The 26,425-nt window shown below is 34.5% G+C and carries 18 protein-coding genes and 2 tRNA genes; 8 read left to right on the forward strand and 12 right to left on the reverse strand.

The features are described from left to right. Positions 1-13: 13 nt before the first annotated feature. Complete coding sequence (locus ACNRYB_RS22490) at positions 14-2,368, forward strand: choice-of-anchor L domain-containing protein (protein WP_473728818.1); 2,355 nt, start codon at positions 14-16, stop codon at positions 2,366-2,368. A 117-nt stretch (positions 2,369-2,485) separates the two neighbouring features. Here ACNRYB_RS22490 and typA read toward each other — a convergent pair whose 3' ends face one another. Next, on the reverse strand, positions 2,486-4,282 hold the full coding sequence (gene typA / locus ACNRYB_RS22495) for a translational GTPase TypA (protein ID WP_129745196.1): 1,797 nt from the start codon (positions 4,280-4,282) through the stop codon (positions 2,486-2,488). A 168-nt stretch (positions 4,283-4,450) separates the two neighbouring features. Between typA and ACNRYB_RS22500 the strand changes: the two genes are divergently transcribed. Then, positions 4,451-6,160 carry a PAS domain-containing sensor histidine kinase gene (locus ACNRYB_RS22500; RefSeq protein ID WP_473728819.1) on the forward strand — a complete coding sequence of 570 codons (1,710 nt, stop codon included), beginning with the start codon at positions 4,451-4,453 and terminating at the stop codon, positions 6,158-6,160. 5 nt (positions 6,161-6,165) lie between these two features. Beyond that, positions 6,166-6,573 (forward strand): response regulator, encoded by a 408-nt coding sequence (locus ACNRYB_RS22505; protein WP_343707997.1) that lies wholly within the window; start codon positions 6,166-6,168, stop codon positions 6,571-6,573. Positions 6,574-6,779: 206 nt separating this feature from the next. On the opposite strand, the gene rpsT is transcribed toward ACNRYB_RS22505, so the two are convergent. From rpsT to proS, 4 genes are all read right to left on the reverse strand, one after another. Next, the gene (rpsT, locus tag ACNRYB_RS22510; RefSeq protein WP_091492106.1) at positions 6,780-7,031 is read right to left on the reverse strand and encodes a 30S ribosomal protein S20; all 252 of its coding nucleotides are present in this window, start codon (positions 7,029-7,031) and stop codon (positions 6,780-6,782) included. Between the two features lie 154 nt (positions 7,032-7,185). Next, positions 7,186-7,257 (reverse strand) — tRNA-Glu (locus tag ACNRYB_RS22515). 45 nt (positions 7,258-7,302) lie between these two features. Next, positions 7,303-7,374, reverse strand: a tRNA-Glu gene (locus ACNRYB_RS22520). Positions 7,375-7,452: 78 nt separating this feature from the next. Continuing rightward, positions 7,453-8,931: a proline--tRNA ligase gene (proS, locus tag ACNRYB_RS22525; protein WP_129745190.1), complete on the reverse strand. Its 1,479-nt coding sequence runs from the start codon at positions 8,929-8,931 to the stop codon at positions 7,453-7,455. 102 nt (positions 8,932-9,033) lie between these two features. On the opposite strand from proS, the gene ACNRYB_RS22530 reads away from it, so the two are divergent. The 5 genes from ACNRYB_RS22530 to ACNRYB_RS22550 all read left to right on the forward strand — a co-directional run bounded on the left by ACNRYB_RS22530 (position 9,034) and on the right by ACNRYB_RS22550 (position 14,659). After that, positions 9,034-10,041 (forward strand): hypothetical protein, encoded by a 1,008-nt coding sequence (locus ACNRYB_RS22530; RefSeq protein WP_473728820.1) that lies wholly within the window; start codon positions 9,034-9,036, stop codon positions 10,039-10,041. 41 nt (positions 10,042-10,082) lie between these two features. Beyond that, a complete protein-coding gene (locus ACNRYB_RS22535) occupies positions 10,083-11,585 on the forward strand; it encodes an OmpP1/FadL family transporter (protein ID WP_473728821.1) in 1,503 nt (500 codons plus the stop codon). Positions 11,586-11,793: 208 nt separating this feature from the next. After that, positions 11,794-13,107, forward strand: a complete 1,314-nt coding sequence (gene rimO / locus ACNRYB_RS22540) for a 30S ribosomal protein S12 methylthiotransferase RimO (RefSeq protein ID WP_129745184.1) — start codon at positions 11,794-11,796, stop codon at positions 13,105-13,107. A 42-nt stretch (positions 13,108-13,149) separates the two neighbouring features. Then, complete coding sequence (locus tag ACNRYB_RS22545; RefSeq protein WP_473728822.1) at positions 13,150-13,725, forward strand: hypothetical protein; 576 nt, start codon at positions 13,150-13,152, stop codon at positions 13,723-13,725. A 28-nt stretch (positions 13,726-13,753) separates the two neighbouring features. Further along, positions 13,754-14,659, forward strand: coding sequence for an N-acetylmuramoyl-L-alanine amidase (locus ACNRYB_RS22550; RefSeq protein ID WP_473728823.1), 906 nt, complete (start codon positions 13,754-13,756; stop codon positions 14,657-14,659). Positions 14,660-14,961: 302 nt separating this feature from the next. Here ACNRYB_RS22550 and ACNRYB_RS22555 read toward each other — a convergent pair whose 3' ends face one another. The 7 genes from ACNRYB_RS22555 to ACNRYB_RS22585 all read right to left on the reverse strand — a co-directional run bounded on the left by ACNRYB_RS22555 (position 14,962) and on the right by ACNRYB_RS22585 (position 26,127). Continuing rightward, positions 14,962-16,050 carry an outer membrane beta-barrel protein gene (locus ACNRYB_RS22555; protein ID WP_129745180.1) on the reverse strand — a complete coding sequence of 363 codons (1,089 nt, stop codon included), beginning with the start codon at positions 16,048-16,050 and terminating at the stop codon, positions 14,962-14,964. Positions 16,051-16,646: 596 nt separating this feature from the next. Further along, positions 16,647-17,612, reverse strand: coding sequence for a glycoside hydrolase family 5 protein (locus ACNRYB_RS22560; RefSeq protein WP_473728824.1), 966 nt, complete (start codon positions 17,610-17,612; stop codon positions 16,647-16,649). Positions 17,613-17,623: 11 nt separating this feature from the next. Further along, the gene (locus tag ACNRYB_RS22565) at positions 17,624-18,856 is read right to left on the reverse strand and encodes a glycoside hydrolase family 27 protein (protein WP_473728825.1); all 1,233 of its coding nucleotides are present in this window, start codon (positions 18,854-18,856) and stop codon (positions 17,624-17,626) included. 91 nt (positions 18,857-18,947) lie between these two features. Beyond that, on the reverse strand, positions 18,948-20,207 hold the full coding sequence (locus ACNRYB_RS22570; protein WP_473728826.1) for a fasciclin domain-containing protein: 1,260 nt from the start codon (positions 20,205-20,207) through the stop codon (positions 18,948-18,950). 84 nt (positions 20,208-20,291) lie between these two features. Next, positions 20,292-21,365 carry an IPT/TIG domain-containing protein gene (locus tag ACNRYB_RS22575; protein ID WP_473728827.1) on the reverse strand — a complete coding sequence of 358 codons (1,074 nt, stop codon included), beginning with the start codon at positions 21,363-21,365 and terminating at the stop codon, positions 20,292-20,294. Between the two features lie 20 nt (positions 21,366-21,385). Continuing rightward, on the reverse strand, positions 21,386-22,948 hold the full coding sequence (locus ACNRYB_RS22580) for a RagB/SusD family nutrient uptake outer membrane protein (protein WP_473728828.1): 1,563 nt from the start codon (positions 22,946-22,948) through the stop codon (positions 21,386-21,388). 11 nt (positions 22,949-22,959) lie between these two features. Beyond that, positions 22,960-26,127: a SusC/RagA family TonB-linked outer membrane protein gene (locus ACNRYB_RS22585; protein WP_473728829.1), complete on the reverse strand. Its 3,168-nt coding sequence runs from the start codon at positions 26,125-26,127 to the stop codon at positions 22,960-22,962. Between the last annotated feature and the right edge of the window lie 298 nt (positions 26,128-26,425).

Here is a 26,425-nt window from a genome sequence, read left to right on the forward strand (position 1 = left end):
TATATTTGCTACTATGAGTCCTTCAAGAATTTTATTCCTAATTTTCGTTTTGTGCTGTTTTTATAACAAAATCAACGCGCAGGGCATTACTGTAAATTCTACTGTGCCACCAGTCGATTTAATTCAGAATGTTTTAATAAATAGTTCTTGTATTGATACTGAGAGTGCAAATGCATCAGGAAATCCAACACCAAACCAGCAGAGTTATGGTTCTTTTTCGGGAGGTGCAAATTTTCCATTCTCTAGTGGAATCGTTTTAAGCACTTCCCCAAGCAAAAAAGCAGAAGGTCCGTATAAGCAACAAGAATCTAAGGGAGTAGAAGTTCCCGGATGGAATGGCGATGCGGATCTTAATCAGGCTTTGGGCATTAACAATAGTACACAAGCGACAGTTTTGGAATTTGATTTTATAGCATTGACCAACTCTATCAGCTTTAATTATATTTTTGCTTCGAATGAATATCAACTTAATTTCCCTTGTATATATTCAGACGGATTTGCCTTTTTGATTAAAGAAGCTGGAAGCAGTGAAAACTATAAAAACCTTGCTGTTTTACCCAATACTACGACACCAGTTTCAGCAACAACAGTCCATCCAAAAATTGACAACATGAATGGCGCGGGTGGAGAACCACTTATTGGGTGTGCTGCTGTTAATGAAAACTACTTTAATGGATACAATACAGCTTCTAGCCCTATTAATTATGCAGGTCAAACTGTAGTTATGAATGCTTATACAGATGTCATTCCAAATAAAAAATACCATTTAAAATTGGTTGTTGCCGATGATGCTACAAGACAGTATAATTCGGCAGTTTTTATTGAGGCAGGCAGTTTTGTAACGAAAATAAATTTTGGTGAAGATAGAACTGTAGCAAACAACAATCCGATCTGTTTTGGCGAAAATTACGTTTTAGACACCAATATAAGCTCAACAGCTTACACTTTTAAATGGTTCAAAAAAGATGCTTCCAACAATTATGTTGAGATTACTGGAGCAACTTCTTCATCTTATACTGTACAAACAACAGGAACATATAAAGTAGAAGCGAATTTGACTGGTACATCTTGTATTTCTACCGGAGAAATTACAATTGAGTTTACGCCTCAAATTCAATCAACCAATACTTCTTTATTGCAATGTGATGACGATGCAGACGGTTTCACCATTTTTGATTTAACCAAAGTTGCTAATATTGTAAAAAACAATAACTCGCAGATTATCAATCAAGGTTATTACGAAACTTTGGTGGATGCACAGGCAAAAACAAATCCAATTTTAAATCCGCAGCGTTATGCAAACAAAGCTCCGAATCAAATCGTTTTTGCTAGAATTGAAAATGCTTTTGGGTGTAGTGCGATACCTCAAATTACACTAAATGTTTCTAATACTGTAATTCCAGATCAGGCTCCCATTGCAAAATGTGACGAAGATGAAGTACAAGACGGTTTGTATCAATTTAATTTAGAACAAGAGGTCACTCCTCAAATTTTAACAGGTTTGCCTGCTGGACTGGTAGTCAATTATTTTTTAACAGCTTCAGATGCAGTTACAGAAACAAATCAGCTGCCCAATATTTTTAAAAATACTACGCCAAATAGCCAAACTATCTACGCTCGTGCTGCTAATGGCTCAAACTGTTATGACATAACTCCGATCGAATTGATTGTACATACTTTTGACCCGCCTAATTTTGAAAATGTAACGCAATATCTTTGCAAAGGAGATGAGATAACATTATCCGTTGCCACTGGCTTTAGCAGTTATACTTGGTCCAATAACTTAGGCACAACAAATTCAATTACCGTTAATAGCGCAGGAGACTATTCTGTAACAGTAACAGATGTAAACGGATGCAAAAAAACCAAAACCTTCAAAGTAATTTTATCTGAACCAGCTACAATTACGGGAGCAGATGTAAAAGATTTTTCTGGAATAGATAATTCTGTAAAAATTCTGTATACTGGAGTTGGAAATTATGAGTTTTCTCTTGACGGAAACACTTTTCAAGACGATCCTACTTTCACACAAATAAGTCCAGGAATCTACAATGCAATTGCCAGAGACAAAAATGGTTGTGGTCCGTCTAATGTATTTCAAATATATGTTTTGGATTATCTGCGCTTCTTTACTCCAAACGGAGACGGATACAATGATTTATGGGCAATTAAAAACATTGACCAAATGCCAGACTATACCATCTCGATTTTTGACCGCTACGGAAAATTATTAAAACAAATGAATCAAAACGGCTCAGGCTGGAACGGAATTTTTAATGGAAGAGAAATGCCTTCTGATGATTATTGGTTTACGCTCCTTTTCGTTAATGGAAAAAACGTGAAAGGACACTTTTCTTTAAAAAGATAACCTTTTAAATTCCAAATTCTGAAATTTCAAATTCCAATACGATTGTTAATACATAAAAAAGAATCCCAAACTCCTGAATTGGAATTTGGGATTTTTTATATTGAAATTTAAATCGAATTAGATTTTGTATCTTTTTCTATCCGTTTCACTTAAATAAATCTTTCTTAAACGTAAAGATTTTGGAGTAACTTCAACATACTCATCTTTTTGAATGTACTCTAAAGCTTCTTCTAAAGAGAATTTGATAGCTGGAATAATTCTAGCTTTATCATCAGCTCCAGAAGAACGTACGTTAGAAAGTTTTTTCGTTTTAGTAACGTTAACAGTCATATCATCGCTACGAGTATTTTCTCCAATTACCTGACCTTCATAGATATCCTCGTTTGGATCAACGAAGAATTTACCACGATCTTGTAATTTATCGATAGAGTAAGGAATTGCTTTTCCGTTTTCCATAGAGATTAATGAACCGTTGTTACGTCCAGGAATTTCTCCTTTGTATGGTTCGTACCCAATGAAACGGTGTGCCATAATAGCCTCACCAGCAGTAGCAGTAAGCAATTGGTTTCTTAAACCGATAATTCCACGAGAAGGAATGTTGAATTTAATGATCATACGCTCACCTTTACCTTCCATAGAAAGCATTTCTCCTTTACGGATAGTTACGAATTCAACCGCTCTACCTGAAAGGTTTTCTGGCAAGTCAATTGTTAATTCTTCAATTGGTTCACATTTAACACCATCAATTTCTTTGATGATAACTTGTGGCTGACCAATTTGAAGCTCGTATCCTTCTCTTCTCATTGTTTCGATAAGAACAGATAAGTGAAGTACACCACGACCAAACACCATGAATTTATCAGCAGAATCAGTTTCTCCAACTTTCATCGCTAAGTTTTTCTCAAGCTCTTTTGTTAATCTCTCACGGATATGTCTAGAAGTAACAAATTTACCTTCCTTACCAAAGAAAGGAGAATCGTTAATTGTAAATAACATACTCATTGTTGGCTCGTCGATAGCGATAGTTTGTAAAGCTTCTGGATTTTCAAAATCAGCGATAGTATCACCAATTTCAAAACCTTCAACACCTACAACAGCACAAATATCTCCAGCAACAACTTCTTCTACTTTTCTACGGCCTAAACCTTCAAAAGTGTGCAATTCTTTAATTCTAGATTTGATGATTTTACCATCTCTTTTTACCAAAGAGATTGGCATTCCTTCTTTCAAAGTACCTCTTTCAAGACGTCCGATAGCGATACGGCCTGTAAATGAAGAGAAATCTAAAGATGTGATCAACATTTGTGGAGTTCCTTCAGAAACTTTAGGAGCTGGAACATTAGCAATAACCATGTCTAATAATGGCTCAATGTTTTGCGTTTGAACTTTCCAATCATCAGACATCCAGTTGTTTTTTGCAGAACCATAAACAGCTGGGAAATCTAACTGCTCTTCAGTAGCTCCTAATTCGAACATTAGGTCAAAAACTTTCTCATGAACTTCTTCAGGAGTACAGTTTTCTTTATCTACTTTATTGATAACTACGCAAGGTTTTAATCCTAAATCGATCGCTTTTTGCAAAACGAAACGAGTTTGAGGCATTGGCCCTTCAAAAGCATCAACTAGCAAACATACACCATCGGCCATGTTCAATACACGTTCTACTTCACCTCCAAAATCCGCGTGGCCAGGAGTGTCAATAATATTGATTTTTGTTCCTTTATATTGAACCGATACGTTCTTAGAAGTAATTGTAATACCTCTCTCACGCTCTAAATCGTTATTATCTAAGATTAAATCACCTGTGTTTTCGTTTTCACGAAATAACTGACAGTGATACATAATTTTATCAACCAAAGTTGTTTTACCGTGATCGACGTGGGCAATAATTGCAATGTTTCTAATAGATTCCATCTGTGATTTTTAATGGGCGCAAAGGTACACTTTATTTTTTAAAAAAAAATGTTTCTGTCATAGTTTGCGTATATACAATCAATTAGTTAATATAAATCATAAAAATATCGTTTTCAAAATGACATTAAGATACGTTCTGTTATAGTTAAATTAACTATATTTGAGGTGATGAAAAGTAAAACTCTCCAAATTACTCTTATTTATACAATCATCTCGATAATTATGGCTCTTTTATGTCATAAATTACTCACAACCTACTTTTCTTCTTCAGAATATTTATATCTCTCTTTAGTAAAAGACTTTATATTTATTCTAATTACAGCACTGGTTTTCAGGTTTATACTTTCAAAAAACAAAAAAAGAAACATAACCATCTTTGAAAAACTAAACCAAACCAACGAAGAAATAAAAGAATCGAATGAGAAATATGACATTGTAGCAAAAGCGACGAGCGATACAATCTGGGATTGGAAAATTCAAGAGGACAGTATTAATTGGAATAAAGGAATTGAAGGTGTTTTTGGTTACGATCCAGCAGAAGTAGGGAAAACTTCTAAATGGTGGTTTGACAAAATTCACCCGGAAGACAGTATCCGTATGTCAATAAAACTATATTCTTTTATAGAACAAAAAACGGAGAAGTGGCAGGATCAATATCGTTTTAGATGTGCAGACGGGTCATATAAATATGTTTTGGATCGAGGTTTTTTGTTGAAAGACGAAAATGGAAGAGCTATCAGAATGATTGGGGCTATTCAGGACATTACAAAGCAAAAAGAAGAAGAGCAACGATTAAAGCTTTTAGAAACTGTAATTACACAATCCAAAGATTCTATTTTAATTACGGAGGCCAATTCTTCTGAAAGAAAAATACCAAAAATAGTTTACGTGAATCCAGCATTTTCTCAAATGTCGGGTTATCAATCGAACGAAATTATTGGAAAATCGCCAAATATTTTTAAAGGCCCAAAATCTGATTCGGATGAATTAAAAAAACTCCTAAAAGCGATAAAAAATGAAGAAGAATGCCTAATTGAAACCATTACTTACACCAAGAGTAAAGAAGAATATTGGGTACGCTTTTCTATGATTCCTATTTTTAATAACGAAGGAGTGATTTCGCATTGGATCTCAATACAAAGAGACATAACTGATGAGAAAAAGCTCGAAACCGAAAAAGAACATCTAATTCGAGAATTAACTCAAAACAATAAGGATTTAAAACAATTCTCCTACATTACATCGCACAATCTTAGAGCGCCGCTTTCTAATTTAATCGGACTTTTAAATCTAATAGAAGATATCCCAATAGAAAACGAAGAGCTTGAAGAAATATTAGCCGGCTTCACAAAATCAACACATTTGCTAAATGAAACCATCAATGATTTAGTAAAAGTTATTATTATTAAAGATAATCCTTCGATGCAAAAAGAAGAAGTGTCTTTAAAAGAAGTTTTCGAAAATGTTTTCAGTCAACTTTCGTTTCAAATTGAATTACACAAACCAATAATTAAACTTAAATTTGATAAAGTTCCTGAACTTATTACAAACAAAGCTTACATTGAAAGCATTTTATTGAATCTTCTAACCAATTCTATAAAGTACAAATCGGAAAACAGAAAACTAAAAATATCTATTATAGCAGAACAGATAGAACAAAGAACAATCTTAACTTTCAAAGATAACGGAATCGGAATTGACCTTGAACGAAATCGCGACAAAATATTTGGACTTTATCAAAGATTTCATAATTATCCTGACAGCAAAGGTTTAGGATTATATCTTGTAAAATCGCAGGTAGAAACAATGGGAGGAACAATCTCTATCGACAGCGAAGTCAACAAAGGAACAACATTTACGATAACATTTAAAAATTAATTATTATGCTTGAGCAGATTTTATGCATTGATGATGACCCTATCACATTAATGTTATGCAAAAAAGTCGTTTCAAAATCTTCATTTTCACATGAAGTTGTTACAGCTCAAAACGGCGAAGAAGCCCTTCATCATTTCAATGTCTTAAAATACACAAACGACAAAGCAAAGAAAAGGCCTGAATTAATTTTTTTAGATTTAAACATGCCAATTATGGGTGGATGGGAATTCTTAGATCATTTTACTTCTCCTGATTATAGAGAATTCAATATGGTTCCTGTAATCGTATTATCTTCTACAATTGACCCAGAAGATCTAGCCAAAGCAAAAAAATATCCTATTATAATAGATTTTCTTTCTAAACCTATTACCCAGCCAATGTTGGAATATCTTAAAAAGAAAATTGATTTATAAAATTTAAATTCCAATGTTTTAAATTCAAAAAAATCTGAATACATAAAATAGGCTTAAAATATTGAGTCTCTTAAATAACAAAATTCCAAATTCCAACTATTTATAAAAATTGGGGTTTGGAATTTATTTTTTATTGGAATTTACTGAATTAAAACAAAAAAAGTCCTCTTTTGGAGGACTTTTGTATTTTTAGTAAATTGTTTTAATTACAATTTAGCAACGTGTTTTGTTAATTTAGACTTCAAGTTAGAAGCTTTATTATCATGAATGATGTTCTTTTTAGCTAATTTATCAATCATAGAGATTACAGTAGATAATTTAGCAGCAGCATCAGATTTATCAGTAGCTAATCTTAATGCTTTGATAGCATTACGAGTAGTTTTATGTTGATATCTGTTAAGAACTCTTTTCTTTTCGTTACTTCTGATTCTTTTTAATGCTGACTTATGATTTGCCATTTTCTTTTAATTTTAGATGTAATAATTATTATAAATACTAGTTAAAAAAGAAAAACCTCCCACAACTGTAAAACAATCACTTTGGTTTTAACTAATAAAACAAAAACCGAGACACCAATTTTTGTTTTACAAAACTTATTTACAACTAATTTTGTAGTCCGTAGGGGAATCGAACCCCTGTTACCAGGATGAAAACCTGGCGTCCTAACCCCTAGACGAACGGACCTCAATTCTCCTAAGTTGGAAACTTTTCAATATATATTATAACTTGTAGTCCGTGGGGGAATCGAACCCCCCTTACCAGGATGAAAACCTGGCGTCCTAACCGATAGACGAACGGACCGTGCTTCTGTATTGCGGATGCAAAGATACATCTATTTTTTATTTGCGCAACACCTAATGCAAAAAAATATGTCTTTTTTTAATATGCCTTAGCAAAAAGCACTCTTTTAGAGGATGGTTTCCCAGTAAACACGCAGGTTCCCGCCTCTTCAACAGCGTCCAAAGGAATGCATCTAATTGTCGCTTTTGTCAATTCTTTTATCTTCTCTTCTGTCTCAGCAGTTCCATCCCAATGAGCAGATAAAAAGCCTCCTTTTCCTTCCAAAACTTCTTTAAATTCCTCAAAATTATTTACTTCCGTAATATGAGTATTACGATAATCCAATGCTTTAGTAAATAAGTCCGTTTGAATCTGTTCTAGAAGATCATTAACATGTTCAACGATTTTTTCGCTAGCAACAACCTCTTTTGTCAAATTATCACGTCTTGCCACTTCAAAAGTTCCGTTTTCTAAATCTTTTGGACCAACCGCAATTCGAACAGGAACTCCTTTCAATTCCCACTCTGCAAATTTAAATCCTGGTTTTTGAGTTGTTCTGTCATCAAATTTAACCGTGATCTTCAATTTTCTCAATTTAGCCGTCAAATCTTTAACTGCTTCTGTAATTTGAGCCAATTGTTCATCGGTCTTATATATAGGTACAATAACCACTTGAATTGGAGCCAAATTTGGAGGCAGCACCAATCCTTGATCATCAGAATGCGTCATAATTAACGCTCCCATCAAACGAGTAGATACTCCCCAAGAAGTTCCCCAAACGTGTTCTTGTTTTCCTTCAGCATTTGCAAACTTAACATCAAATGCTTTTGCAAAGTTTTGTCCTAAGAAGTGAGATGTACCAGCTTGCAATGCTTTTCCATCTTGCATCAACGCTTCGATACAATATGTTTCATCTGCTCCAGCAAAACGCTCTGTTTCGGTTTTAAAACCTTTCACAACCGGAATTGCCATAAAGTTCTCAGCAAAATCAGCATAAACATTCATCATCTTTTCAGACTCCTCAATAGCTTCTGCTTTTGTAGCGTGAGCTGTATGCCCTTCTTGCCATAAAAACTCAGCAGTTCTTAAGAACAAACGCGTACGCATTTCCCAACGAACCACATTTGCCCATTGATTAATTAATAAAGGTAAATCTCTATAAGACTGAACCCATCCTTTATATGTAGACCAAATAATAGCTTCACTTGTCGGACGAACGATAAGCTCCTCCTCTAATCTTGCATTCGGATCAACCATTAATTTGCCTGGTCTTTCCTCGTCATTTTTTAATCTGTAATGCGTTACAACCGCGCATTCTTTTGCAAATCCTTCTGCATTTTTCTCCTCCGCCTCAAACATGCTTTTCGGTACAAACAAAGGAAAATACGCATTTTGATGTCCAGTTTCTTTGAACATACGATCTAACTCAGCTTGCATTTTTTCCCAAATAGCATACCCGTATGGTTTTATTACCATACATCCTCTAACTCCTGAATTTTCAGCTAGATCTGCCTTTACAACCAGTTCGTTATACCATTTCGAATAATCTTCTGATCTTGTAGTAAGGTTCTTACTCATATTATATTTTTTGGCACAAATTTTGTTTTAAACAATTTTAACTAAATAGTTTGACAAAACTAACTAATTTTGTAATGTGCAACAATAAAAAACACCACAGATATGAAAACTTACCTTTCACTCCGCCAAAACTCTAATCATTTTTACTTAATTGGATTACTGAGTTTACTGCTAGCATCATGTGGTTCTTACCAAAATTCCTCTTATTATGATAATGATGGGGTTTATGGTGGTTCATCTGTTAAATATGTAGCAAATGGAACAAACAACCAATACAAGGAATATTTCAGATCATTGCAAGATGACAATCAACCAACTGAAATCTTTACCGACGTTGACAATTATACTAATTATTCTGACAGCACTCAAACTGCATCTGTATCTTATCCTGCATGGGGCAGCAGCAGTTCTGACGTTTCTGTAAACTTCTACACTACCCCTACATGGTCATTTGGATTCGGATGGGGTTATCCTTATTACGGATGGGGATATGGTGGCTATTGGGGATGGGGTTACCCATATTACGGATGGGGATATCCAGGATGGGGCTACCCTGGCTGGGGTTATCCAGGATGGGGATATCCATATTACGGGTACAACTACTCTTACAACTACGGAAGAAGAGGTTCTGCTGGTTATTATGGTGACAGAAACTATGCCTATAACAGAAACTATAGTACTAACCGAGGCTATACAACCAATAGAAACTATACCACTAATAGAGGATACACTACCAATAGAGGAGATTACACAACAAACAGAAATTATACTACAAACAGATCTAACAGCTACACTGATTTTAGAAGAACTTCCACTTTAAATAGAGGAACTACAAGTCCTACATTTACTAATAGAGGAACTTACAACAACGGCTCTAATTATAATTATAGCAATAGAAGATCTTACGACAATAGCGGAAATACCACAACAAACAGAAACTACACGCCTAACTACAACAACGGCCCTTCTAGAAGCTATACACCTAGCAACAGTGGCTCATCAAGAAGCTACTCTCCTAGCATGGGAGGCGGTGGCGGATCTAGATCATACAGCGGCGGTGGCGGCGGTGGCGGAATGAGATCTGGCGGCGGTGGCGGAGGAAGAAGATAATTTTCCTCAGCACACTTACATTCGAACTAAAACTTATCAAAATGAAAAAAATACTATTCCTTTTTATAACAGGACTAACTGTCAGCGCGTCATATTCACAAGAAGTTTCAGATGCTCTACGTTATTCTCAAGAAAATCTTACTGGAACCGCGCGCTACAGAGCTATGAGTGGTGCTTTTGGAGCTGTTGGAGGGGACATATCTGCTTTGAGCGTCAACCCTGCTGGATCGGCAATTTTCAATAGCAATCAAGTTGGAATATCATTTAGCAACCAAAATATTAAAAACAGCTCTAACTACTTTGGCACTCAGACTTCAGACAAGGAAAACTCTTTTATACTGAATCAAGCTGGCGGTGTTTTTGTTTTTAAAAACCACGATCCAAGAGTTGGATGGAGCAAAATTGCAATTGGCGCGACATACGAAAACACAAACAATTTTAACAATGAAGTTTTCTCTGCTGGAACAAATCCCACAAATTCAATCGATGGGTATTTTCTAGACTATGCAAACGGACTTGAATTGGGCAATATTACTAAAATTCCATTCAGAAACCTTACATACTCCGAACAACAAGCTTTTTTCGGCCTTGAAGGATATGTAATCAACCCTGTTTCAGGCAATGACAACAACACGCAATATTACACAAATGTGCCTGCGGGAGGAAATTATCACCAAGAAAATGATATTTACACTAGAGGATATAATAGCAAAGTGAGCTTCAATATTGCAACTTCTTATAAAGACAGAATATATTTTGGAGCTAACTTAAATGTTCATGTAACCGACTATCGGAAATCTACAAGTTTCTACGAATACAACAATAATCCTCTAGAAACATATGAAACAATTTCCAATGTACGATTCAACAACGAACTTTACACATATGGAAATGGATTTTCTTTCCAACTTGGAGCAATAGGAAAAGTAACAGACAATTTTAGACTTGGTATAGCTTACGAGTCAAATACATGGTACGAACTTTATGATGAACTTTCACAAAGTTTATATTCTACCACAGAAACTAGCTCGAGCCAGACTTTTAACAACTCTGTAAATCCAAACATTGTAAATGTATACGAATCTTACACTTTACAAACTCCAGACAAATGGACTTTTAGCGCTGCTTATGTTTTTGGAAAATCTGGTTTATTAAGTATTGATTACGGCATAAGAAATTATGGCAACAGCAAATTTAAGCCTACTAGCGATCCAGGCTTCAGAGGAATAAATAATGATATCAGCAATACTTTAACCAGTACAGGCGAACTTCGTATAGGAGCTGAATACAAAATCAAACAATTAAGCTTAAGAGGCGGATACCGTTATGAAGGAAGCCCATATAAAAATGGAATCACAGTTGGAGAATTAAACAGTTATTCGGCCGGTTTAGGTTATAATTTTGGATCTACAAAACTAGATCTGGCGTACTCTTATTTAGAAAGAGATTCAAATCAAGGTTTCTTTACAAGAGGATTCACTGATGGAGCCAACATCACTTCAAAATTAAACAATGTCACTATGACCTTATTATTTGAATTGTAATTAAAAATCAAAATAGATGATTGAAATTTCCGTCAGGTTTTACTTGGCGGATTTTTTTTTATCCTTTTAAAAAACCTTTATTTCAAATTCAACTCAAAAAATACAAGCAATAAACCTGGTCATCTTCATAAAAAACAGCTAAAACAAACTGCAAACTAGTGTGGTTTGAATAAAAAAAGTGTAATTTTGCACTCCAATTTATAAAAGTATGAGAACCAAGTCTTTAAAAAAGAACAAAATTAACGTAATCACTCTTGGGTGTTCAAAAAATGTATATGATAGTGAAGTCCTAATGGGACAGCTTCGCGCAAATGGAAAAGAGGTTGAACATGAAGCTCCTGCAGAAAAAGAAGGAAACATTATTGTAATTAACACTTGCGGATTTATTGATAATGCAAAAGCAGAATCGGTAAATATGATTTTGGAATATGCAGATAAAAAAGACAAGGGACTTGTTGATAAAGTTTTTGTAACAGGATGTTTGTCTGAACGTTACAGACCAGATTTAGAAAAAGAAATTCCGAACGTTGACCAATATTTTGGAACAACAGAATTACCTCAGCTATTAAAAGCTCTAGGAGCCGACTATAAACACGAATTGCTTGGAGAGCGTTTGACTACAACTCCAAAAAATTATGCTTATTTGAAAATTGCAGAAGGATGCGACAGACCTTGCAGTTTTTGTGCGATTCCGTTAATGAGAGGTTCTCACGTTTCTCAGCCAATAGAGAAATTGGTTAAAGAAGCAGAAGGTTTAGCTAAAAACGGGGTTAAAGAATTAATCTTAATTGCTCAAGACTTAACGTATTACGGTCTTGATCTTTATAAAAAAAGAAATCTTGCTGAATTACTTGAAGCTTTGGTAAAAGTGGAAGGAATTGAATGGATTCGTTTGCACTACGCCTTCCCTACTGGTTTCCCTATGGATGTTTTGGAAGTAATGAAGCGCGAACCTAAAATCTGCAACTACATTGATATTCCATTACAGCATATTTCAGATTCTATCTTGAAATCTATGCGTCGTGGTACAACTCAGGCTAAAACAACTCAGTTGCTAAAAGATTTCCGCACTGCAGTTCCTGGAATGGCAATTAGAACTACTCTTATTGTTGGTTATCCTGGTGAAACTCAAGAAGATTTTGAAATTTTGAAAGATTTTGTTCAAGAAATGAAATTTGACAGAATGGGATGTTTTGCTTATTCTCATGAGGAAAATACTCATGCGTATTTATTAGAAGATGATGTTCCAGACGATGTAAAACAAGCTAGAGCAAACGAAATTATGGAACTTCAATCTCAAATTTCTTGGGATTTGAATCAGGAGAAAGTAGGCAAAGTATTTAGATGTATCATTGACAGAAAAGAAGGTGCTCATTTTGTTGGACGTACAGAATTTGACAGCCCAGATGTTGACAATGAAGTTCTTATTGATGCTTCTAAGCATTACGTAAAAACTGGCGAATTTGTTAATATCAAGATAATTGAAGCAACAGAATTTGATTTATACGGAGAACCTGCTTAAATTTACACTGAACAATTGTTAATCACAGATAAAAATACTTTTATGAAACCTTTTCAAACTTTATTTATTTTAGTTTTTAGCTTATTCAGTTTTACTGTTTCCGCCCAATATGGCAGCGGATACAATAATGGATATGGCGGTGGATATGGTGGTTACGGCAATGGCTATGGAAGAGGTGGCGGAATGGGTATGGATAGAAGTATGATGGCTGGACAACAGCAGGGTTCCCAAAGCAAACCTAAAGAAACTCCGCCTGAAGAAACTGCAGGAATGATTGTAGAACAAATGAAACCGCAAGTAAATCTAGATGAATTACAAGCAATTGCTATTACTAATGTTTTGGCAGAGAGTATACGAGAGCAAGGCATTTTATTAAAAAATGAAAGTAGCAACCAAGATCAAAAAATTGAGCAGATAAAAGCTTTACGAGAAAGTACCGATAAAAAAATTACGGCCTTTTTAAATCCAGACCAAATTGAAAAGTACAAAACTTTTATGGATACTTTAAAAGAAGTCAAAAAGACTAAATCTAAAAAGAAAAAAGACAAAGATTCTAGAGGAGATTCAAAAGAAGCAAAAGAAGTAAAAGACACTCCAGATACGAAAATATCAGAATAATCGTTATTAACCTATAAAACAACGAATTATGACAAGAAAACATTTTTGTTATCTGATTCTAGCTGTTATTGTCAGTGCTTGTTCTACAAATCCGTACAAGAATACTGAAAAAGCTTATGATCAGCAGCTAAAAAATTTAGAAAACCAGATTACAAGCAAAGAAGCCAAACCAATTCCAGCAGTTTCACCTGTTGTTATTGATACTTCGTATGCACAGCAGCTGAGAATTATAAAAGATACTTTATCAAAGACAAATTCAACTTATTTACAGAACGGCATTAACACTGAATGGATTGGTACAGTAAACTTCAATCTAAGAAAGCCAAGTTTTGTTATTATTCATCATACTGCTCAAGATTCGCTTCAGCAAACGATTAATACTTTTACAAAAACCAAGACTCAGGTAAGTGCGCACTATATTATTTCTGAAAACGGAAAAGTAGTGCAAATGCTTAACGATTATTTAAGAGCATGGCATGCTGGAAATTCTACTTGGGGAAAAACAACCGATTTAAACTCTTGTTCTATTGGTATTGAATTAGACAACAATGGATTCAAGCCTTTTACGGAAGCTCAAATCAGCAGTTTAGTGGCTTTGTTGACCAAATTGAAAAAGGATTACAATATTCCGACACAAAACTTTTTAGGTCACGCAGATATTGCTCCTGGAAGAAAACAAGATCCAAGCGCGTTATTTCCGTGGAAAACTTTAGCCGAAAAAGGATTTGGAATCTGGCCAGACGAAGTTTTAGAACCAGCTCCGTTTGATTTTAAAATTGAACCTGCATTGAGAATTATCGGTTATAACACCAAAAACTTAACCGCAGCGATTCAGGCATTTAAACTGCATTACATTCAAACTGATGCAACTTCGGTTTTAGATAGAAAAACAATTGATACTATTTATTCGATTTATAAAAAACAGGTTCAATAAAACCTCAACAATTAAATAGAAAAAGCGTTTCTGTAAAAAAATACAGAAGCGCTTTTTTTTTGTTTATTATGGAAGATTTATTTTTCGACTACCAATCAAACGTTCCTACGGAACGCGTAACCTCATGACTATCAATTCAATTTCTACCGACAAAACATTCCTACGGAATGATTATCAACTGTTCAACATCAAACTTGAAACTTGAAACCTGAAACTTGAAACCTGAAACAAATAAAAAAGCTGCCAAAACATTAATATGTTTCGACAGCTCCAAAAAAAAAAAAAAATATCAATCTTTATCTCTAGAAAGAGTATGTTGTTGCAATCAAGGCAAAGAAGCTTCCGCCAGTTGGCAATGCATCTTTATCTAAGAATATATCTTCAGATGCCGCATCGTATCTTAACTCAGGAATTATAGTTAGTTTCCCAACTTTGTAATTTAAAGAAACAGTGTTAGCAAATACATTTGATCCTGCCAAAGTTCCTAAACTTGGAGCTGCATCTTTAGCATCAAAATATTCCATTCTGTAAGCTAAAAGCAATGCTGGATTGAACGAATAAGTAGCATATCCTACCAAAGAAAACCAATCTCCGTCTAAATTACTGTCAAAATCATTTTTGGTTTTAGCATAAGTTGCATTTAATCCAAGTGAAAAACTATCTGAAATTGCTTTAGAAGCTGTTAAATCAAACTGCGTTTTATTTTCGTCAGAAACCGGAATTGTACTTCCTGGTATTGGGTTAGTGCTTCCTGTTGTAAAATTCAAATACGCACTTCCTGTATCTCCTATATATCCTACTTGCCCAATGAACGTTTTTTGGTAAGAGCCTGCATCCATAGCTGATTTAAAGTCTGTTGGGTTGGTTAATCCTAACATGGCTGTAAATTTGCCAGAAGTATATTGTGCTTTTACCCCTGTATTAAAAAACGGTCCATAAGAAAACGCATAAGACATACTGTAGTTTTTATTATCTACCGCATCTAATACTTCATAGCCGATATGGGTTCCGAAACTACCCGCTACTACTTTAAATTCATCGGTCAAATTATATGTAAAATATAATTGTTTAATTAAAAATTTTGCACTTGCATCTTTGTCTGGTGTTTCATTATATGAAAATTCTGCTGCTCTTTTTCCGAAACCTAAGTCTACAAAAACTGAAGCTTTTCCAAAAGTATGACCTGCTTCGATAGATGCCATTCCTAATTCAAATGAATTCTGTGAGTTGGTAAAGCTCGTTAATCCATTCATCTGTTTTGAAAAATCATATTTATAGTACGCATCTGCAGAACCTCCCCATGTGGTTGCCGGAGTGGCTGTTTCATCTTCTTGGGCAAAGGCAAAAGAACTTGTTAACATCGCGGCTAAAATGTGAAATGCTTTTTTCATGTTTTAAATTGGTTTTTAGTTATTAATTGATTCTGGTTAGTTAATCTTTTATATATCTATTTAATAGTATAAGTCATTTCTAAAACCTTTCATGCGCCTTCAAATCATCATCATTTTCATTAGCGAATTTATTAACTTTTGCATGAGTAGAATAATTCAAAAGTGCTTTTTTGACGTTTTAGACGAAGAATTATGGATTACAAAAATTAAGTCGCCAATAATCGTGATTTGATATTTATAGATAATTGTTTTTGAAAATTCAATAACACATTTTAGACCAATTTCACTATTTTCATATGGGTAAAAGTAAAAATTACTACAAAAATTAGACTAAAAATATCATTTAAAACATTTAAAAACGAAAACACCCCATAAAAAACATGGGGTGAATTTAAAATTATAAAAAACAAAGAAATACAGAACCTATAGAAAAATCAAAACAAAGATATTTTTTATCAAGAATAAATTCCTACAAATTTAATCCTTCCAAAATGCTTCTCTACATAAGATTAGGGGGCGATTTTACTCTATAGAAAAACCAAAAAAAAGCCCGTTCGTTTAAATGAACAGGCTTTTATATAAATGGCTTAAATGATCTATTCTTCTTTATTATATTTTCTTAAATATTCACGGACTTTAATTCCTGAATCTTTCAAATCTTCATCTCTCCATTTTCCATCAGATTTAGCGGATTTTTTTAGAATAGAACAAGTTTCATCCTTATCTGATACTGACCAAGTAATCCAGCTTAGTTTTTTAGACTCCATCCAATCTATATATTCTTGCCAAGCTTTATAATTGAGAGGCCCATCTCCAGACGCTTCCATCCCAGCAGATTCAGAAATAAACACTGGTAAACCTCTCTTAATAGCCAAATCTGTTCTATCTCTCAATTCTTTGCCATGCGTTGCCGCATAAAAATGCATAGTATACATTATATTAGTATAACCTCTTATTGGATCTTCGGCTGGAAGATCGATATCCTGATCCCAATGCGGACAGCCAACTAGAATAATATTATTAGGATCGTTTTCACGAATTACTTGAATTACTTCTTCTGCATAATTTTTCACTTCCCACCAAGTTTCATAATCTGGTTCATTAAATACTTCATATATAATATTAGGATACTTAGCATACTTTTTTGATATCTCTGCAAAAAACTGTTTGGCTTCTTTCAGATTTATATTATGGCTATGCCAATCTACAATGACATATATATCAGATTTTATAGCGCCATCTATAACCGCTTCTATTTTCTCTTTAGAAAATTGCGGATCCTTTATATAGGAGTAATCGCCAAGTTCGATTCCCATTGCGGCACGAACAACATTACAATTAAAATCCTTTTTAAGCCAGCTAACTGCTTTTTCATTATAAAACCTTGGCCACATGCTATGCCATCCAAAACTTAATCCGCGGAGCACAATTGGATTATTATCTTTATCTACAAGCTGAGTTCCAAGAACACTTAACTGTCCATGCTTTTTTACAAATTGTGCCTTTGAAATATTTACAAACAGCAAAAGCAAAAAGGCGGCACACCAAAACTTTGATTTCATAATGTATTGATTTAAGGGATTAGTTTTAAGGTAATAACATCATGCGGAGCTATTTCTGCAACAAAAACTTTCTTTGTATTTCCGATTTCTTTGTTTTTCCAAAGATCTTTTATTTTGAAAACTGTTTTGCTAAAATCAGCTTCATAACCAAAATCAGCATCTTTGATGACATTTTTCTTCCAATCGAAATTAAGTTTTTTTGATGTTTCTGTTCTATTTACAAAACTCACTGCCCAAGCTCCATCAGAAAGAGGTTTTACCCATACTTCTACTCCATCTAAAATAACATATTTAAATCCTTGTATTCCAAGTTTATCCTGATTTACAGCAAGAAGTTCTTTATTCGTCAAAATTGCCAAAGTCTCTTTTGACATTTTTCTATAATCGTTACCTGTAAATAAAGGCGACGAAAGCATACACCACATGGCAAAATGCGTTTTATCTTCGGTATCATTCATTTCGTTTCCAACTTCCATCATATCAAAATCATTCCAATGATCTGGACCAGAATATCTACGAATATCTTTTCTCATATCGGCAATTTTCATAAATCCCCAAGAAGACCAATTTTCTGGATGTTTGAATTCGCAATCAAAACACGGATAAATATCTCCTGATATTCTCCAAAGATTTCCAACTGGTTTTCCCCATTCCCACGGCTGATTATCTCCCCATTCGCAAAGACTAAACACAATTGGCCTACCAGCTGTTTTTAAGGCATTACTCATTGTTGTATAGGCCTCTTTTGCCGTAATTCCTTCTGTATTGCACCAATCGTATTTTAAAAAATCAATTCCAAGTTTTGCATAAAATCTTGCATCCTGGTATTCATAACCTCTTGTTCCTGGATAACCTGCACAGGTTTTAGTTCCCGCACAATTGTACAATCCAAATTTTAAACCTTTACTATGCACATAATCGATAAGCGCTTTCATTCCGCTTGGGAATTTTGCTGGATCTGGCACTAAATCACCGTTTGCATCACGCTCGTGCGTCATCCAACCGTCATCTAAAACAATATAATTATATCCTGCAGCAGCCAAACCAGAAGAAACCATAATATCGGCAGTTTCTTTTACTAGTTTTTCATCGATATTGGTTGCAAAAGTATTCCACGAATTCCAACCCATTGGAGGCGTCATCGCGAGATCTTCAAATTTTCCTCCTTGTTGTTTATGTGTATTTCCTTGACTGAAAGCAAAACTCGAAATACCTACAAGTAATCCTAAAATTATTTTTCTCATTCTTTGTTCATTTAAAAAAGACATTATAAAAAGATATTCCCTAATTTCTCAATTAGGGAATATCTCAAACTAACTCACAACATATTATTTTTTATAAAAACCCGATATCATCTATATAAAGAATACTACCCGGCGTAATTGTACCTCCAGAAAATTCTTGAATAAATACACTATCAAAATTTCCATCAGTTAAAAGTTCAGGATGCAAAGCTGAAATAGGAATTGAAATATTATTCCATTGCCCTGGCACTAAAGCAACTGTAGTACCTTTAGCAGAATCACCTGTGTCACTATTTATGGTAACCATAATTTTAGTGCTTTCGGTTGGGAATATAGACATTTTAACGAATTGATAATCTGCAGCCTTTAGAAGAAGATCTGAGTGCATGAAAAGTCCGCTCCAAGCTTCTGCAACTTTCTTAATTGCATTTGTACCTCTGCTAACTTTTTCAGTGCTTTCCCAGGTGATGTCTCCTCCCCAGCCCCAGCCCCATCCTTTCAATGAGTCTTCGTATAATAAATATTTAAGTCCTATACCGCTTGGAGCAGATACTCCAAACTCAGTTTCTACAACAATAAGAGCGTATGAATCAAAATCGGCTGGAACTGTTGCTTTTATTTCTGTTTTAGAAACCGCAGTAAATGTAGCCTCAGTAGATCCGAATTTTACGCTTTTAACTTTTACAAAATTTTGTCCTGTAATGGTAATAACATCTCCCGCAGAAGCTAAAACTTGCGATAATCCTGAAATTACTGGAGCCGGAGGAGTTAATTCAATCACATTACTTAAAACATTCAAAAAGCCATTTGTTCCATAATAGTCTAATCCTGGCGCTTCTTTATCAGATCCGTTAACTTTTAAAACGCCATTGGTTACGTTAATGCTTAGTAAATATAAATCTGCATTTACCGCATTTGCCATTGTCGCATAATCTCCCGTTTCTAAATAATCAGCGTCAACACCTTCAAGTTTGCCCACTCTTTTTTTGACACCTTTAATAACATGACTCAAAACAAGCTGTTTCAAATCTTCTACAGAAACTAGCGTTATATCTGGATATCCTAGATCATTTACATAACCATTGGCTACTAAATAAGCATCTAAAGCAGCATCGTTCGGAACAAAATACGTGTAATTATCAGTTGTATTTAATGTCGATTCTAAACCAGCTAATTTTATTGCTTTTGTAAACGTAGTTAAATTACTATTGGCCTGAATTAAGCCGTATGCTGTATTGTAATTTTGCTGTGCTCCGCCAATATCTTCAATTTCGTTATCGCAGGAAGAAGCTGCAACAACCAAAAAGACACTTAGAGCAATATGTTTTACTTTATTATATATATTTTTCATAAATTCTCTTTTAGTTATTTTAATTATGGATTCTAATCAATAGATTAAACTTTATCGTCTAAATCTATTTTTGAGTCCTAACAATTATTTTAGCACCAATCCGATATCATCTAGATAGATTACGTTTCCGCCAAAACCGCCAAATTCTTGATATCCAATTTGAGATAATTCAGTTGGATTACCTAGCGAACTATACGGCACCTCAACATAAGTCCAAGAAGTTCTAACATCGACTATCATAATGTTTTTTTCAGCATCACCATTAGCAAAAAACTTCACTTTTCCTGCCTTTTCACCTTTAAGCCAAAATCTTACCGCTTTAAATTTATCTGTATCATGATAAGACCAGTTATTGATACCAATAACATATCCATCCCATTCACCAGCTTTCCATTGAATACATTTAGTTCCTTGGTAAACATCTTTAGCATAAGCTGCATCAAACTCATTAGTTCCATCCCAAAGAGATTGCCAGCCCCAAATATTAGTGAAAGCATCGTCATAAATTTCAGATCCTATTACTTGCGGAGCTACTGTTGTTCCAGAAACATTTGTTACAGATAGACTTTTCAAGTAACTTCCTTCAGGAACTTTAACCTTAATTTCTGTCAATGTAGAAGATATTGGCTCGACTTGGATATCTCCAAAATTAACGAGAGGACGCAAGAAATATTCACCCGTAATTGTAATGATATCACCTGGATTTGGATTGACTGGAAACCCTTTAATATTAGGACTTGGAGGTCTAATGGCCACTTTATAGTTCAAGGTTCCTAAATTGGTTACGATCTTCATTTCGTCCATTTCATTGTAGTATGGCGTTTTTGAATCTACTAAAACCACAATGGCGTTATCTGTTACGAATGTTGGATTAAAGTAAGATTCTAATCCGTTAAACGAAATTGATTTTAACGTTGCAAAACCAGATCCTCTAATGATATAGTAATTACCCGCATTAATAACATCTGTAGGCACATCTACTTTTCTATCTCCTTCAACCAAAGGATCGTCAACAACAGATCTGCTAATTCCTGTTACTTCAAGTTTTCCAGATGAACCACCTGATGAATCATCATTTGAACAAGAAGCGGACAGCAAAATTGAAATCGAAGCCAAAAAATACAACTTCAATAACATTCTATTTTTTATATTTTTCATAGTGATTTACTTTTAAAAAATTATTTGAAAGCGTAAGGAACTGGCGCTTCTTTCAATTTTGGATTTTTTCTAACTTCAACATCTGGTTTTGGATAAATAAAATCGGTTGGTGTAGGCGTATAATGCATTACTCCTTGCGAATCAAAACCTCTATCTTGCTTAGAAATTATATCGATTGCTTCTTGACGTGGCAATCTTCCTAAATCGAACCAAAATTCTCCTTCAAAAGCAAATTCAACTCTACGCTCATGAAATAAAGCGGCTTTTGTTAAAGGTACATTAGCTCCTAAAATTCCAAGACCTGCTCTAAATCTCACTTTATTATACGACTCTTTTGCTGCAGCATTAGTAGTTTCGTCTGCACCCGCCATAATTGCTTCGGCATGAATTAATAAAAGATCAGCATAACGCATAATATAATTACAGTTGCTCATTCCTCCCCATCCATCAGCTTGACCTGTCTCACTGGTAACTTGGCCTACAACATATTTCTTAACAGCTGCTCCTGTATTAGCCAATGCATCTGGATATTTCGTTTTATCCATAACAAAACCTACAGCACCATCTCCTTTAATATTAGGATAAGAATCTCCATAAATCATAAAAGATTCTTTTCTTCTTAAATCTCCAATTTCAAAAGCATCTTGAACATCATTACTCGGCACATAGGTTGCACCGTATGACGCATTATCATTCAAAATATCTAAACCATATTGAATATTAGAGAAATTTCCTCCTCCATAAGTATTTATCGCTCCAGACCATTGCCAAGAATAAATAGATTCTTCGTTATTGTTTTTGCTTGTTAAAAACAAATCTGCAAAATTTGGCAACAATGCAAATTCACCTGAGTTAATCACTTTTTCAGCCATTAATTTAGAATCTGCATATTTCTTTTCATATAAATATACTTTAGCTAAAAATGCTTCGGCAGAACCTTGAGTCACAAAAATATTATCTCCACTAGCAGATCTAGATCTAACTTTAGATTTTAGATTTGTTGCTGCAAATTTCAAATCGTTTTCAATAAACATATAAACATCTTCAACTCTATTTGTATTTACCATCGGATTTTTTGCCAAAGCCAAATTATCTTCAATAATAGGCACTGGTCCATACAAACGAACTAAATAAAAATAGGCTATCGCTCTAAAGAAATGCGCTTCAGCAATAGTATTTTTAATTACTGCTCTGCTCACATCTGCAGTAGCATTTTTTTCGATATTATTAATCAAGTTATTGGATTGCGCTATAATTGCAAAACAAGCTCTCCAAGGATCTAACAATATTGGACTATCAGAAGTCAATTTAAACTGAATCAGTTCTGGTCCATCAGCGTAGGCCAAACAGTTTCCGGATGACAGCTCAGACAATGCATAAAAATTTTTAGTATAATAAGGAGCCCACATTGCGCCATACATTCCATAAGTAGTTCTTGCAACTTGCTCATCTGTATTATAGAACTGATCACTGCTGTAACTATCTTCAGATGGGCGATCCAAAAAATCTTCACTGCAAGAAGTAGTTGCCAAACCTAGTGTTACAAATAATACGAAGGTCTTTATTTTGATATATTTTTTCATAAGAGTAGTAATTAAAATTCTAAATTCATTCCAAAAGTGAAACTACGATTGGTTGGGTAACGCCCTGAATCGATTCCTGATAACAATGGATCTTGATTGTACGATCCAATTTCAGGATCATAGCCTGTATATTTGGTAAATGTGTAAAGATTTTGAATACCAAAATAAAATCTTAATTTACTAATGCTCGCTTTTGAGATTACATCTGAGGGCATGTTGTAACCTAAAGTAACTTGCTGAATTCTTAAATAGGATCCATCTTCTACATAACGATCAGAGATTGCAATGTTTGGATGTCCGTCTCCACCGTCAGGTCTTGGATATTTTGCATCGGTGTTTTCTGGTGTCCAAAAATCTGCTGCTTCTGCCAATTGATTTTCATAAAGACGTTGGTTTTTAGTACCCGCACGTCTTGTTAAGTTCATTACTTTGTTTCCATAAGATCCTTGCAAAAAGACTCCTAAATCAATGTTTTTATATTTAAAAGTATTGTTAAAACCGTAAGTAAATTTAGGCGCTGGATTACCAATGTAAGTCAAATCCTTATCATCAATTAAACCATCTTTGTTTTGATCTACATATTCCACATCTCCCAACTGACTTTTTACCGCTTTATTTCCTGTAAAAGGAATCGGTGCATTTGCCAATTGTTCGTTAGTTCTGATAACGCCAACTGCTTGATATCCGTAAAACTGACCAACTGGCTGACCAACTATAGTTTTTGTTACTGCTTTGGTAGTATAATCATTAAGCAATACATCTTTTGTTAAATCAAAATTATCCTGTAAGCTCAATAATTTATTTTTGTTTGTAGAGAAAATCACTTTTGAATTCCAAGAAAAGTCTTTTCCAAACTTCTCATTATAATCTAAAGTCATCTCAAAACCTTGGTTTCTTAAGCTACCCAGATTTACACTTGGCGCCCCTAAACCACCTTGATAAGCTTCTGTACCTGTAACGTAGTACGGCAATGGCAAGACAAACAAGAACCCTTCAGACTCTTTTTTGTATACATCAAACGTAGCTTGAAGTTTTGATTTGAAAAGTGTAAAATCTAAACCAAAGTTAGTTTGCTTTGAAGTTTCCCAAGTTAAGTCAGGATTCGCAATATTGTTAACCGTAAAAAAGTTACCCATTGCCGATTTTATAGCACGAACCGTACTCATATAACCTCCACCTCCAATATTTTGGTTTCCAGTCTCACCATATCCACCTCTGAACTTGATATTATCAATATACTCTCTAGTTCCTTCCATAAACTTTTCGTTCGAAAGTTTCCAATAACCAGAAACCGAAGGAAAATAGCCCCATTTTTGACCTGGCCCAAAATTAGAACTTCCATCAGCTCTCATCGTTGCCTGCAACCCGTATCGGTTATCATAATCGTAATTAAAAGATCCGAAGAAAGAATACAAAGCAGAACTTCCTTTATATTCTGAAGCAGTAACTGAATCAGGATCTCCTAAACTAATAGAATGAATATCATTACTCAATAATCCAGAAACAGATTGCGAGTTACCGAACCAATGACTATCGTTTGCCTCTTGACCAACTAAAACATTAAAATGGTGATTTCCTGCATCTGCTTTATAAGTTAAAACGTTTTTAACATTAAGTCCATACCAATTGTTTGCTCTCTCTGTCAGCATATTGGTTTCTCTAACCGCTGAACCCCATTTATAAGTAGGCTGAAAACCTTCATAATTATCTATATTGGTAGATCCACCAAAATCAAAACGGTACTCAAGTCCTTTTGCAATTCTAAAGTTGGCATAAAAATTCCCTATGAAATTCTTCTTGATCAATTTATTGGTATTCATCAAAGCCGAAGCTACTGGATTAATCCAAACTCCAATTGACCCATCTGCTGGCGGACCAGCATAATTGCCATTCGTATCTTTTACCGCAACATCTGGCGTAGACAAAATAGAAGTACTGATAATACCATTACTTGCACCATTAATTGTAATATCTTCATTGGTTACACCCGCTCCAACAGACACTCCAACAGTCAACCAATCTTTTAATTTGCTGTCAACATTCGTTTTAAAGCTATATCTTTTAAAACCAGAGCCAATAACAATACCTTCTTGATTGGTATAACCTCCAGAAATATAATAATTAGTGCCTTCTTTTGCGCCGGAAAATGAAATCTGGTGATTATTCATTATCGCAGTTTTATAAATCTCATCTTGCCAATTTGTTCCTTTTCCTAAAACAGACGGAACGGCAAACTCGTCTCTTGGCGCTACACCATAAACCTCAGCCAGAGCGTTTTGTTGTGCTGCATATTGGCTCAAAGTCATCGTATCTAATAAACGAGTTACGTTTTGAATAGAGAAATAAGTATCATACGTAATTTTTCCTGTTCCTTTTTTTCCTCTTTTAGTAGTAATAATTACAACCCCATTCGACGCTCTAGAACCATAAATAGCAGTTGCAGAAGCATCTTTCAAGATATCCATTGTTTCGATATCGTTAGGATTTAAAAAAGCTATCGGACTAGAAGTGACGTTTCCTGTATTTGCACCCAAATAACCTGTAACAATTGAACCTCCAGTAGCTGTATTGGCTGCATCTCCAGAAATCGGAATACCATCTATAATATACAATGGTTCGTTGGTACCAGAGATAGAAGTAGTTCCACGTATCTTAACCGACACACTACTTCCCGGCTGTCCTGAGTTGTTCGTAACTGTTACCCCTGCAGCACGCCCTTGAAGCAATTGATCTACAGATACTTGTGGAGAGTCTGCAATATCTTTGGAGCTAACAGTAGAAATCGCTCCAGTTAAATCTTTTTTCTTCACACTTCTATACCCAACATTTACCAGTACTTCACGCAAATCTTCAGCGCTTAATTTCAAAACAACATTGATTGTTCCTCCATTTTTAACGTTGACAGTCTGCGCAACATAACCGATAAATGAAACAGAAAGAGTTGAATTTGCGGGCGCTTCGATAGAATATTTTCCATCAAAATCTGTTGAAGTCGTCTTCTTTGTACTCGTAACCACTATATTGGCACCAGGAATAGACAATCCCTTCTCATCAGATACAGTACCCGAAACCTTTACCTGAGCCGTAATAAAATTACAGGACAGTAACAAAAATAATATCAAAGGAACGGCTCTGTGGTCAGCCATCCAATGAATGAAGCTAGTCATTAGTTTTTTCATAATAATGTTTGGTTAGTTAAATTTGTTTATTGCATAATCGTAAAAGCAAATGCCTGGGTAATTTTTACTTTTAAATTATTTAACAAATCTATAACAGAGAGAATTATCAAATCGATAATATTATATCATTTAATGATAATATTTTTACTGTAAGCGATTAAAAAAACATATATAAAAATAAAACCATATAAAAATTAAATTATTCGCAAAGACTACTCTATAAATGAACCTAACCAATGAATAAAAACCAATGAAATCTTAAAAATCAAACGTTTTCGTTAAAAATAATATTTATTTG

It is taken from the genome of Flavobacterium sp. CR10 (assembly GCF_055814415.1).

What these genes read in the sequence shown, in the direction of transcription:
- typA (WP_129745196.1), bottom strand. Translation starts at nt 4,282, where the DNA reads ATGGAATCTATTAGAAACATTGCAATTATTGCCCACGTCGATCACGGT.
- ACNRYB_RS22580 (WP_473728828.1), bottom strand. Translation starts at nt 22,948, where the DNA reads ATGAAAAAATATATCAAAATAAAGACCTTCGTATTATTTGTAACACTA.
- ACNRYB_RS22565 (WP_473728825.1), bottom strand. Translation starts at nt 18,856, where the DNA reads ATGAGAAAAATAATTTTAGGATTACTTGTAGGTATTTCGAGTTTTGCT.
- ACNRYB_RS22535 (WP_473728821.1), top strand. Translation starts at nt 10,083, where the DNA reads ATGAAAAAAATACTATTCCTTTTTATAACAGGACTAACTGTCAGCGCG.
- ACNRYB_RS22555 (WP_129745180.1), bottom strand. Translation starts at nt 16,050, where the DNA reads ATGAAAAAAGCATTTCACATTTTAGCCGCGATGTTAACAAGTTCTTTT.
- ACNRYB_RS22550 (WP_473728823.1), top strand. Translation starts at nt 13,754, where the DNA reads ATGACAAGAAAACATTTTTGTTATCTGATTCTAGCTGTTATTGTCAGT.
- ACNRYB_RS22530 (WP_473728820.1), top strand. Translation starts at nt 9,034, where the DNA reads ATGAAAACTTACCTTTCACTCCGCCAAAACTCTAATCATTTTTACTTA.
- rpsT (WP_091492106.1), bottom strand. Translation starts at nt 7,031, where the DNA reads ATGGCAAATCATAAGTCAGCATTAAAAAGAATCAGAAGTAACGAAAAG.
- ACNRYB_RS22575 (WP_473728827.1), bottom strand. Translation starts at nt 21,365, where the DNA reads ATGAAAAATATAAAAAATAGAATGTTATTGAAGTTGTATTTTTTGGCT.
- ACNRYB_RS22545 (WP_473728822.1), top strand. Translation starts at nt 13,150, where the DNA reads ATGAAACCTTTTCAAACTTTATTTATTTTAGTTTTTAGCTTATTCAGT.
- ACNRYB_RS22505 (WP_343707997.1), top strand. Translation starts at nt 6,166, where the DNA reads ATGCTTGAGCAGATTTTATGCATTGATGATGACCCTATCACATTAATG.
- ACNRYB_RS22490 (WP_473728818.1), top strand. Translation starts at nt 14, where the DNA reads ATGAGTCCTTCAAGAATTTTATTCCTAATTTTCGTTTTGTGCTGTTTT.
- ACNRYB_RS22585 (WP_473728829.1), bottom strand. Translation starts at nt 26,127, where the DNA reads ATGAAAAAACTAATGACTAGCTTCATTCATTGGATGGCTGACCACAGA.
- ACNRYB_RS22560 (WP_473728824.1), bottom strand. Translation starts at nt 17,612, where the DNA reads ATGAAATCAAAGTTTTGGTGTGCCGCCTTTTTGCTTTTGCTGTTTGTA.
- proS (WP_129745190.1), bottom strand. Translation starts at nt 8,931, where the DNA reads ATGAGTAAGAACCTTACTACAAGATCAGAAGATTATTCGAAATGGTAT.
- ACNRYB_RS22570 (WP_473728826.1), bottom strand. Translation starts at nt 20,207, where the DNA reads ATGAAAAATATATATAATAAAGTAAAACATATTGCTCTAAGTGTCTTT.
- rimO (WP_129745184.1), top strand. Translation starts at nt 11,794, where the DNA reads ATGAGAACCAAGTCTTTAAAAAAGAACAAAATTAACGTAATCACTCTT.
- ACNRYB_RS22500 (WP_473728819.1), top strand. Translation starts at nt 4,451, where the DNA reads ATGAAAAGTAAAACTCTCCAAATTACTCTTATTTATACAATCATCTCG.